The following is a 12,290-nucleotide window of genomic DNA, read 5'->3' as shown; positions in this document are numbered from 1 at the left end:
CGAGGGAGATATTGATGGCTCAGTCGCGGATCGAGGACATCTGGCCGCTGTCGCCGCTGCAGGAAGGATTGCTCTTCCACACGGTCTACGACGGCGAAGGGCCCGACGTCTACCTGGGCCATTGGATCCTGGACCTGGACGGCCCGGTGGACGCGGCCAGGCTGCGCGCGGCATGGGAGGCGCTGCTGACCAGGCACGCCCCGCTGCGGGCCTGCTTCCGGCAGCGCAGATCAGGTGAGACGGTGCAGATCATCGCCGGGCAGGTGGAACTGCCGTGGCGGGTGGTCGACCTCTCCCACCTCGACGACCCCGAGCAGGCCGTACGGGAGCTGGCCGAGGAGGACCGGCGGCGGAGGTTCGACCTGGCGAAGGCGCCGTTGTTGCGGCTGACCCTGATCCGCGTCGCCGACGACAGGCACCACCTGGTGGTGACCTGCCATCACGCGATCATGGACGGCTGGTCGCTGCCCATCGTGTTCGACGAGCTGACCATGTTGTACGCGGCCGACGGCGGCCCGCTGGACCTGCCGCCGGTGACCTCGTACCGGGACTACCTCTCGTGGCTGGGCCGGCAGGACAAGGAGAAGGCGCTGTCGGCCTGGACGGAGGAGCTGCGCGGCGCCGAGGAGCCGACGCTCGTGGCGCCCGCCGACCCGGGGCGTACGCCCGGCGTGCCGGAGAGCGTCACGGCCGAGCTGCCGGAGGACCTCACGCGTTCGCTGGACGAGCTGGCCCGCGGCCATGGGCTGACGCTGAACACGGTGGTGCAGGGCGCGTGGGCGCTGGTGCTGGCGCTGCTGGCGGGCCGTACGGACGTGGTGTTCGGGGCGACGGTGTCGGCGCGTCCGGCGGACCTGCCCGGCGTGGAGGGGATGGTGGGGCTGTTCCTCAACACCGTTCCCGTACGCGTACGGCTGAGCGGCTCGACGCCGGTCGTCGAGCTGCTGGCGGAGCTGCAGAGGCGGCAGTCGGCGCTCATCCCCCACCAGTACGTGGGGCTGGCCGACGTCCAGCAGGCGGCCGGGCCCGGCGCGATCTTCGACACCCTGCTCGTCTTCGAGAACTTCCCGCGCGAGCTCGGCGAGGCGGACTCCGCGCAGGCGTTCGGCATCCGCGTGAACCAGGGCAGGGAAGCCGCCCACTACCCGCTGACGCTGGTCGCCGTGCCCGGCGCGTCGATGCTCCTCAAGCTCGATTACCTGCCGGAACTCTTCGACCGGGACACCGCGCTCGCCGTCGTCGAGCGGTTCGGCGGGGTTCTGCGCCGGCTGGCCGGCGCGGGCGGGATCACGGTGGCCGAGGTCGACGTGACGAGCGCGGCCGAGCGCGACCTGGTGGTGCGGGAGTGGGGTGCGACGCCCGGCGCGCGGCCGGGCCGGCCAGCTGCGGAGCTGTTCGGGAGCCAGGTGGAACGCCGCCCCGACGGGGTGGCGGTCGTGGACGGCGACCGGACGATGTCGTACGCGGAGCTGGCCGGACGCGCGGAGCGGCTGGCGGGCTGCCTGAGCGGCCGCGGGGTCCGGCGCGGGGACCGGGTGGCCGTGGTGATGGGACGCTCGGCCGACCTGATCGTCACGCTGCTCGCGGTGTGGCAGGCGGGCCCGGCGTTCGTCCCGGTGGATCCGGCCTACCCGGTGGAACGCGTGAAGTTCATGCTGGCGGACGCGGAGCCGGCGGCGGTCGTGTGCGAGCGGGCGTACCGGGACGCCGTGCTGGACAGCGGGCTCGACCCGATCGTCCTGGACGACCCGGCGACGCGGGAGGCGGTGGCGCGGTGCGCTCCGGTGTCGGTCGGCGTCGCGGCCGACGACCTCGCCTACGTGATGTACACCTCGGGATCGACCGGGACGCCGAAGGGCGTCGCCGTGTCGCACGGCAACGTCGCGGCCCTCGTCGGCGAGCCGGAGTGGGGGATCGGTCCTGACGACGCCGTGCTGATGCACGCCTCGCACGCCTTCGACATCTCCCTGTTCGAGTTGTGGGTGCCGCTGTTGTCGGGCGCGCGGGTGGTGATCGCCGAGCCGGGCGCGGTGGACGGCGAGGCCCTGGCCCGTTACGTGGCCGGCGGCGTCACGGCCGCCCACCTGACCGCTGGCACCTTCCGGGTGCTGGCCGAGGAGTCACCGCAGTCGATCGGCGGCCTGCGCGAGGTGCTGACCGGCGGGGACGAGGTGCCCTTGGCGGCGGTGGAGCGGGTCCGGCGGGCCTGTCCCGGCGTCCGGGTGCGGCATCTCTACGGCCCGACCGAGGCCACGCTGTGCGCGACCTGGTGGTTGCTCGAACCCGGCGACGGTACGGGATCGGTGTTGCCGATCGGACGTCCGCTCCCGGGGCGGCGCGTCCACGTCCTCGACGCGTTCCTGCGGCCCGTCCCTCCGGGGGTGACGGGCGAGTTGTACCTCGCCGGGGCCGGGGTGGCGCGCGGCTACCTGGGACGTCCGGCGCCGACGGCCGAACGGTTCGTCGCCGACCCGTTCGCGCCCGGCGAGCGGATGTACCGTACCGGCGACCTGGCGCGCTGGACGGACCAGGGCGCGCTGGTGTTCGGCGGACGCGCCGACGACCAGGTCAAGATCCGCGGCTACCGGGTGGAGCCGGGCGAGATCGAGGCGGTCCTCGCCGCTCTGCCGGGCGTCGCCCAGGCCGTGGTGACCGTACGGCAGGAGCACCTGATCGGTTACGTGGTCGCCGAGGCGGGACGGGACGCCGACCCGGCCCGGCTGCGCGCCCGGCTGGCCGAGACGATGCCCGAGTTCATGGTGCCGGCCGGGGTGCTGGTCCTGGACGAGCTGCCGCTGACGGTCAACGGGAAGGTGGACCGGCAGGCCCTGCCCGAACCGGACTTCGCCTCGAAGGTGGCCGGCCGGGAGCCGGCCACCGAGGCCGAGCGGATCCTGTGCGGCGTGTTCGCCGAGGTCCTGGGCCTGGACCGGGTCGGGGTCGAGGACAGCTTCTTCGAACTGGGCGGGGACTCGATCTCCTCGATGCAGGTCGCCGCCCGCGCGCGGCGCGACGGGATCTCCCTGACCCCGCGGCAGGTGTTCGAGCAGCGCACCCCCGAGCGGCTGGCGGCGCTGGCCGGAGCGACCCCGGCGACACGACGGGACGGCCCGGCGGCGGACGCGGGCACGGGGGAGATCCCCTGGACGCCCGTGATGCGCGCCCTCGGGCAGGACGCGGTGCGCCCCGGCTTCGCGCAGACGCGCGTCGTCGTCGCCCCGGCCGGCTTCGACCCGGCCGCGCTGGCGGGCGCGTTGCGGGCGGTGCTGGACGTCCATGACCTGTTACGCGGCCGGGTCGAGCCCGACGGGCGGCTGGTGGTCCCCGAACGGGGCGGCGTGGACGCGGCCGGCCTCGTCACGCGGGTGGAGGCCGGGACCGGGAACCTCGACGAGATCGCCGAGCACGCGGCCAGGACGGCGGCGGGCACGCTGGACCCGTCGGCGGGGATCATGGTGCGGGCCGTGTGGATCGACGCCGGGGCCGCCGGGCCCGGCCGGTTGGCGCTGGTGGCCCATCACCTGGTGGTGGACGCGGTCTCGTGGGGCATCCTGCTGCCGGACCTGCGGGCGGCGTACGACGAGGTGGCCGCCGGCCGGACCCTCGTGCTCGAACCCGCGACGACGTCGTACCGGCAGTGGGCGCGGCGGCTGGCCGAGCAGGCGTTCAGCGAGAGCACGGTGGCCGAGCTCGATCATTGGGCCGCCGTGCTGGAGGGGGCGGACCCGTCCTTGGGGCGGCGGACCGGGCGGTCGTACTCGTGGTCCGGGACGCTGTCCGGGGCCGAAGCGCTCGCCCTGGTCGGCCGGGCCCCGGAGCTCTTCCACTGCGGGATCCAGGACGTCCTGCTGGCCGGGCTGGCGGGCGCGGTGGCGCGGCGGCGCGGCGGCGACGCCGTCGTGGTGGACGTGGAAGGCCACGGCCGCCACGCCGCCGACGGCGAGGACCTGCTGCGCACTGTGGGCTGGTTCACCAGCGTGCACCCGGTCCGCCTCGACGTCTCCGGCGTCGACCTGGCCGCCGCGGCGGCCGGGGACACGGCGGCCGGGACGTTGCTGAAGGCCGTGAAGGAACAGGTCCGCGCGGTGCCCGGCGACGGGCTCGGCTACGGGCTGCTGCGCCACCTCAACCCCGATACGGGGGCCAGGCTCGCCGCCCTGCCGTCCCCGCGGATCGGGTTCAACTACCTCGGCCGGTCCGCCCTCGGGGCCGAGGACACCGCGTGGCAGCCGGTCGAAGGGCCGCTCGGCGCCGGTCCGGACCTGGTCCTGGCCCACGACCTGGAGGTCGGCGCGGACGTCCTGGACACCCCGGACGGCCCCCGGCTGAGACTGTCCATGGAGGCCGGGGATCTCGACCCCGCCACGGTGGAACGGCTCGGCGAGACCTGGCTCGACCTGCTGACCGGCCTCGCCGCCCACGCCGGGGCCCCCGGCGCGGGCGGGCACACCCCGTCGGACTTCGACCTGGTCGGAGTGACACAGCGGGACGTCGAGGAGCTGGAGGCCGCCGCGCCGGGGCTGACCGGGATCTGGCCGCTGTCGCCCCTCCAGGAGGGCATGCTCTTCGAACGGGCCCTCGACGAGTCGGGCGTCGACGTCTACCAGAGCCAGCGGATCCTCGACCTCGAAGGGCCGCTCGACGCCGACCGGCTGCGCGCGGCCTGGAAGCCGCTGACGGCCCGGTACGAATCACTCCGGACCAGCTTCCACCAGCTCGGATCGGGCCAGACGGTCCAGGTCGTCGTGGCCGAGGCCGACATCCCGTGGCGTGAGGCCGATCTGTCGCACCTCGACGACGACGCCGCGGCGGCCGAGTCGGACCGCCTGCTCGCGGCCGACCAGGCGGAACGCTTCGACGTCAGCAGGGCGCCGTTGCTCCGGCTGACGCTGATCCGGCTCGGCGGGGAACGGCTCCGCCTCGTGCTGACCTCGCACCACCTCGTGCTGGACGGATGGTCGACGCCGATCGTCCTCGGCGAGATGTCGACCGCGTACGCGGGCGGGCGGCTCCCGTCGCCGACGCCGTCCTACCGGGACTACCTGGTGTGGCTCGGCCGCCAGGACCAGGAGGCCACCCGGTCGGCGTGGCGGGCCGAGCTCGCCGGTCTGGACGAGCCGACCCTGGTCGCGCCCGACGCCGACAGGACGCCGGCGACCCCGTACGAACACGCCGTACGGCTGCCCGAGGACGCCACGCGCCGGCTGCTCGACTTCGCGCGCGGCCACGGCCTGACCCTGAACACGGTTCTGCAGGGCGCGTGGGCGCTGGTGCTGGCCCGGCTGTCCGGCCGGACGGACGTGGTGTTCGGCGGAGTGGTCTCGGGGCGTCCGGCGGACGTGCCGGGCGTGGAGCGGATGGTGGGCATGTTCATCAACACCATCCCGGTCCGCGTACGCCTCGACGGCCGGCTGCCCGTGCCGGACCTGCTCCGGGACCTCCAGCGACGCCAGTCGGCCCTGACCGACCACCAGTACATGGGGCTGCCGGAGATCCAGAAGGCGGCGGGGACGGGCGCGGTCTTCGACACCATCATGATGCTGGAGAACTACCCGCTCGACGCCGCCGGGCTCGGCGACGACGGCGGCGTCGCGATCGGCTCGGTCTCCACCCGGGCCGGCACCGGCTACCCGCTGACCATGAGCGTCAGCCCGGGGGAGCGCCTGCGGATCAACGTGTCCTGCCGGCCCGACCGCTTCGGCCGGGAGACGGCCGCCGAGGTCGCCGGGCAGGTCGTACGGGTCCTGGAACAGATGGCGGCGGACCCTACGGTCGCGGTGGGCCGCCTCGGCGTGACGAGCGCGTCGACCCGTACGACCGTGGTGGAGCGCTGGAACACGACCGGCGAGGCGGCCGGCGGGCCGTCGGTGGTGGCGGCGTTCCGGCGGCAGGCCGGCCGGACCCCGGACGCGGTGGCGGTCATGGACGGGGGACGCACCCTGTCCTACGCCGACCTCGACCGGAGGTCGGACCGGCTGGCGGGACGGCTGGCCGGGCTGGGAGTGGGCCGTGGCGACCGCGTCGGCGTGGTGATGGAGCGCGGCGCTGACCTGTTCACCGCCCTGCTCGGGATCTGGAAGGCCGGGGCCGCGTACGTACCGGTGAACGTGGACCAGCCGCCGGGGCGGACCGAGCGGACGTTCGCCGACGCCGGGGTGTCGCTGGCCGTCTGCACGGAGGCGACCCGCGGCGCGGTGCCCCCCGGTGTCCGGCCGCTGACCGTGGACACCCCGGCGTCCGGGGAGGCACGAGACGGGACGCCGCCGCTCACGGCCGGGGAGGCGCTCTACGAGACGCCGCCGCTCACCGTCGGGGCGCTCGATGTGGCCTACGTGATGTACACGTCGGGATCGACCGGCGTGCCCAAGGGCGTCGTGGTGCCGCACGGGAGCGTGGCGGCGCTGGCGGGCGACCCGGGCTGGTCGGTCGGCCCCGGCGACTGCGTGCTCATGCACGCCTCGCACGCGTTCGACGCCTCGCTGCTGGAGATCTGGGTGCCGCTGGTCAGCGGGGCCCGCGTGCTGGTCGCCGAACCGGGCACGATCGACGCCCGGCGGCTGCGCGACGCGATCGCCCGCGGCGTGACCACCGTCCACCTGACGGCCGGGAGCTTCCGGGTGCTCGCGGAGGAGTCGCCGGACTCCTTCGCCGGGCTGCGGGAGGTCCTGACCGGCGGGGACGCGGTGCCGCCCGCCTCCGTCGCGCGGGTGCGCCGGGCCTGCCCGCAGGTCCGGGTCCGGCACCTCTACGGCCCCACCGAGATCACCCTCTGCGCCACCTGGCACCTCCTCGAACCGGGGGACGCGACGGACGGCAGCCTGCCGATCGGCCGTCCGCCCGCCGGGCGGCGGGCGTACGTGCTCGACGCCTTCCTCCAGCCGGTGGCCCCGAACGTGACCGGCGAGCTCTATCTCGCCGGCGCCGGTCTGGCGCACGGCTACCTGGGCGCCCAGGGGCCGACCTCGGAACGGTTCGTCGCCGGTCCGTTCGTCCCCGGTGGGCGGATGTACCGTACCGGCGACCTGGCGCGCTGGACGGACCAGGGCGAGCTGCTGTTCGCCGGACGGGCCGACTCCCAGGTGAAGATCCGGGGGTACCGCGTCGAGCCGGCGGAGATCGAGGCGGCGCTGGCCGAGGCCCCCGGGGTCGCGCAGGCGGTCGTCGTGGCCCGCGAGGACCGTCCGGGCGACAAGCGGCTGATCGCGTACGTGACCTCGGCGCAGGACCCGGGACCCGACCCCGGCGCGGTACGCGGGCACCTCGCGGCGCGGCTGCCGGAGTACATGGTCCCGGCGGCGGTGGTGGTGCTGGACGACTTCCCGCTGACGGTCAACGGCAAGATCGACCGCACGGCCCTGCCGGCCCCCGAGTACGCCGGGAACCCGGCCGGCCGTGAGCCGCGCACCGAGGCCGAACGGATGTTGTGCGACCTGTTCGCCGAGATCCTCGGCGTGGACCGGGTCGGCGCCGACGACAGCTTCCTGGAGCTGGGCGGTGACTCGATCCTGTCGATGCAGCTCGCCGCCCGCGCCCGGCGCGAGGACCTCGTCTTCGGCGCGAAGGACGTCTTCGAGCAGCGGACGCCGGCCGCGATCGCGGCGGTCGCCGGGCGCGGCGGCGACCGGCGGCCCGCCCTCGACGACGGCGTCGGCGAGGTCATGTGGACGCCGGTGATGCGGGCGCTGACGGAACAGGATCCCGGCGCGACGTCCCGGGGCGGCCTGGCGCAGTGGGTGACGGTGGGCACGCCCGCCGGCCTGTCGCCGGACACCCTGGCGGCCGGGCTGGGCGCGCTGATCGACACGCACGACATGTTGCGGAGCCGGGTCGTGCGGGCCGAAGGGGAAGAGCCCCGGCTGGTCGTGGCCGGCCGGGGCACGGTGGAGGCGGCCACGCTGGTGGAGCGGGTCGAGGCCGGCGCCGCCCTCCTCGACGACCTCGCCGACCGGCACGCCGGGGAGGCGGCCACGCGGCTGGATCCCGCCGCCGGCGTGATGGTACGGGCGGTATGGGTGGACGCCGGCCCCGCCCGCCCCGGCCGGCTCGTCCTGGTCGCGCACCACCTCGTGGTCGACGCCGTGTCGTGGCGCATCCTGCTGCCGGACCTGCGGATGGCCTGCGAGGCCGTGGCCGCGGGCCGGGAACCGGCGCTCGACCCGGTGGACGTCTCGTTCCGGCGCTGGGCGCGGACGCTGGCCGGGCAGGCGGAGACCCGAGCCGCCGAGCTGGAGACGTGGACGGCGATCCTCGACGGCCAGGAGACGCGGTTCGGCGAGCTCGACCCCGGACGCGACACCGTCTCGACCGCGGGACGCAGGTCGTGGACCGTCCCGGGGGACCGGGCGGCCGTGCTCGTGGAGCAGGTCACCTCGGCCTTCCACTGCGGGGTGCACGAAGTGCTGCTGGCCACCCTGGCGGGCGCGGTCGCGCACCGGCGCGGCGGCGACGCCGTCGTCGTGGACGTCGAGGGCCACGGCCGTCAGCCCGTCGGCGAGCTGGACCTGTCACGCACGGTCGGCTGGTTCACCGAGATCCACCCGCTGCGGCTGGACGTGACGGGCGTCGACCCGGCCGACGTGATCGCGGGCGGCGCCGCGGCCGGCCGCCTGCTGAAGCAGGTCAAGGAGAACGTGCGAGCCGTGCCCGACGGCGGGCTCGGCTACGGCGTGCTGCGCCACCTCGACGCCCGGACCGGACAGGTCCTGGCCGCCCGGCCGCAGCCGGAGATCGGGTTCAACTACCTGGGCCGCCTCTCCGCCCGGCCCGGCGGGGACGCCGGACCCTGGCAGCTCGCGGGAACCATCGGCGGTGCGGCGGAACCGGACACGCCGTTGCGGCACGTCGTGGAGTTCGACGCGGTCGTGCTGGACGCCCCCGGCGGGCCCGAGCTCACCCTGACCGTGACCTGGGCGGGCCGGATCCTCGGCGCGGAAGAGGCCGAATCGTTCGGCGAGACGTGGCTGGACCTGCTCACCGGGCTCGCGGCGCACGCCCGCGCGGACGGCGCCGGCGGGCACACGCCGTCCGACTTCCCGCTCACCACGCTGACGCGGCGCGACGTGGAGGAGGTCGAGGCCGCCGTGCCGGCCCTGCTCGACGTCTGGCCGCTCTCCCCGCTCCAGGAGGGCCTGCTGTTCCACGCCTCCTACGACCAGCAGGGCCCGGACGTCTACGAGAGCATGCGCACCCTCGCCCTCGACGGCCCGCTGGACGTCGCCCGCTTCCGCGCGTCCTGGCAGGCCCTGCTCGACCGGCACGCCGCCCTGCGGGCGAGCTTCCACCAGCTCGAATCGGGCGAGGCGGTGCAGGCCATCGCGCGCGAGGTGACGCTGCCCTGGACCGAGACCGATCTGTCCCACCTGCCGGAGGACGAGGCACTGGCGGAGTTCGAACGCCTCGCGGCGCGGTCGCGCGCCGACCGGTTCGACCTGACCCGCGCGCCGCTGCTCCGCCTGCACCTGGTACGCCTCGGGGAACGCCGCCACCGGCTGGCCCTCACCTCGCACCACATCGCGGCCGACGGCTGGTCGCTCCCGGTCTTCACCCTCGACGAGATGGCGGCGTACGAGGCCGGCGGCGACGGCCGGGCCCTGCCGGCCCCCACGTCGTACGGCGACTACCTCACCTGGCTCGCCCGCCAGGACAAGGAGGCCGCCCGGGAGGCGTGGCGGACCGAGCTCGCGGGCCTGGACGAGGCGACGCACGTCGTCCCGCCGGACACGGTCACCGCGCCGGTCGAGCCCGAGCGCGTACGGTTCCGGGTCGGCGACGACCTGAGCCGGCGTCTGGTGGAGTTCACCCGCCGCCACGGCGTGACGATGAACACCCTGTTCCAGGGGGTCTGGGCGCTGCTCCTGGCCCGGCTGACCGGACGGGAGGACGTGGTCTTCGGCACCGCGGTGGCCGGGCGCCCGCCCGAGATCCCGGGCGTCGAGTCCGCGGTCGGCCTGTTCATGAACACGCTGCCGGTCCGGGCCCGGCTCACCGGCGCCGAACCGTTCCTCGACATGCTGATCGACCTGCAGCGACGTCAGGTCGCGATGATGGCGCACCAGCACATCGGGCTGACCGAGATCAACCAGTGCGCCGGTCCCGGCGCGGCGTTCGACACGCTCGTGGTGTTCGAGAACTATCCCAGCCCGCCGCGTCCGTCCGAGGACCCCGACGCGCTGGTCATGCGTCCCGCGGGCGTGCCGGACGACAACGGGCACTTCCCGCTCTCCATGCGCGCCTCCGAGGACGGCGGCGTCCACGGCGAGTTCATCTACCGTCCGGACGCGTTCGACCGGGTCCGGGCCGAGGAGATGCTCGCGGGGATCGTCCGGGCCCTGGAGCAGGTGGCGGCCGAGCCCTGGTCGCCGGTGGGCCGGGTCGGCCTGATCGAGGTGGTCGAGCGCGGGCTGGTGGTGGAGGAGTGGAACCGGACCGGCGCGCCGCTCGCGGTGGAGCCGCTGCCGGTGTTGTTCCGCCGGCAGGCGGAGCGGTCGCGGGACGCGGTGGCGGTGGTGGACGCGGCGCGGAGCCTGACGTACGGCGGCCTGCTGGGCGAGGCGGAGGAGCTGGCTCGGCTGCTGGCGGGCCTCGGCGTGCGGCGTGAGACGCGGGTGGCCGTGCTCGCCGGGCGGTCGGCGGAGCTGGTGGTGGCCCTGCTCGGGGTGTCGCTGGCGGGCGGGGTGTTCGTCCCCGTCGATCCGGACTATCCGGCCGGGCGCGTCGGGCTGATGCTCGCGGACTCGGCGCCGGACGTGCTGGTGTGCACGTCGGACACCCGGGCGGCCGTTCCGGAGGGGTTCGCCGGCGCGGTGGTGGCGCTGGACGACCCGCCCGCGGCCGGGCCCGGAGCGCCGCTGCCGCAAGTCGCGGCGGGTGACGGCGCGTACGTGATCTACACGTCGGGGTCGACGGGCGTGCCCAAGGGCGTCCTGGTCACCCACGCCGGGCTCGGCAACCTGGCGAGCGCGCAGATCGAGCGTTTCGGCGTGACGTCCTCCTCGCGGATCCTGCAGTTCGCCGCCCTCGGGTTCGACGCCGCCGTCTCCGAGCTGTGCATGGCCCTGCTGTCCGGCGGGACCGTCGTGCTGGCCGGCCCGGAGAGCATGCCGCCCCGGGTGTCGCTGGGCGACGCGGTACGGAAGTGGGGCATCACGCACGTGACCGTGCCACCGAGCGTGCTGGCCGTCGAGGACGACCTGCCGGACAGCCTGGAGACCCTGGTCGTGGCCGGCGAGGCGGTCCCGCCCGCGCTGGTGGACCGCTGGTCGCCGGGCCGCCGGATGATCAACGCGTACGGGCCCACCGAGACGACCGTGTGCGCGACGATGAGCCGCCCGCTGTCCCCGGGACACGACTCCCCGGGACACGCGGTCCCCATCGGCGGTCCGATCGCCGGCACGCGGGCCTACGTGCTCGACGCCTTCCTGCAACCGGTGCCGCCGGACGTGACCGGCGAGCTCTACGTCACGGGGGCCGGGCTGGCCCGCGGGTACCTGTCCAGGCCGGGCCTGACGGCGGAACGGTTCGTCGCCGACCCGTTCACACCGGGGGGCCGCGTGTACCGCACCGGCGACCGGGCCCGCTGGACCCGGCAGGGTGAGCTGGTCTTCGCCGGCCGGGCCGACGACCAGGTGAAGGTACGCGGCTACCGGATCGAGCCGGGTGAGATCGAAGCCGTGCTGGCCGGCCGCCCCGAGGTCGCCCAGGTGGTGGTCGTCGCCCGCGAGGACGGGCCGGGCGAGAAACAACTGGTGGCGTACGTCGTCCCGGCGACCGGCGCTCCCGAGGACGGCACGCTGATCGCCGCCCTGCGCGACACGGTGGCCGAACGCCTGCCCGAGCACATGCGGCCGGCGGCGTTCGTACCGCTGGACACGATGCCGCTGACCCCGAACGGCAAGATCGACCACCGGGCGCTCCATGCTCCCGACCTCGCCGGGACGGCGTCCGGACGCGACCCGCGCACCGCCATGGAGACCAGGCTGTGCGAGCTGTTCGCGGAGGTGCTCGGCCTGGACCACGTCGGCGCCGACGACAGCTTCTTCGAACTCGGCGGCGATTCCATCACCTCGATGCAGCTGTCGGCCCGGGCCCGCCGGGAAGGGCTGGAACTGACCCCATGGCAGGTGTTCGACGAGAAGACGCCCGAACGGCTCGCGGCGCTCGTCAAGGAGCTCCCGGCCGGCGGCGCGGAGGAGCCGGAGTCGCCGGCGGGCATGCTCGTGGCCCTCTCACCTGACCAGATGGACCAACTCGAGGCCGGACCGGCCGACGAATAACCTCCATAAGGAGCAGAT

At 75.0% G+C, this 12,290-nt stretch carries 1 protein-coding gene; it reads left to right on the top strand.

Going from position 1 to position 12,290, the window contains the following annotated elements; genetic code table 11:
• Nucleotides 1-14 precede the first annotated feature (14 nt).
• Complete coding sequence (locus DMB42_RS42830; protein WP_125645191.1) at nt 15-12,272, top strand: non-ribosomal peptide synthetase; 12,258 nt, start codon at nt 15-17, stop codon at nt 12,270-12,272.
• Nucleotides 12,273-12,290 lie beyond the last annotated feature (18 nt).

Source organism: Nonomuraea sp. WAC 01424 (assembly GCF_003947315.1).
Taxonomy (GTDB): domain Bacteria; phylum Actinomycetota; class Actinomycetes; order Streptosporangiales; family Streptosporangiaceae; genus Nonomuraea; species Nonomuraea spiralis.
Note: the sequence above shows the minus strand (reverse complement) of the source record. Positions and strands in the feature narration are given on the sequence as shown.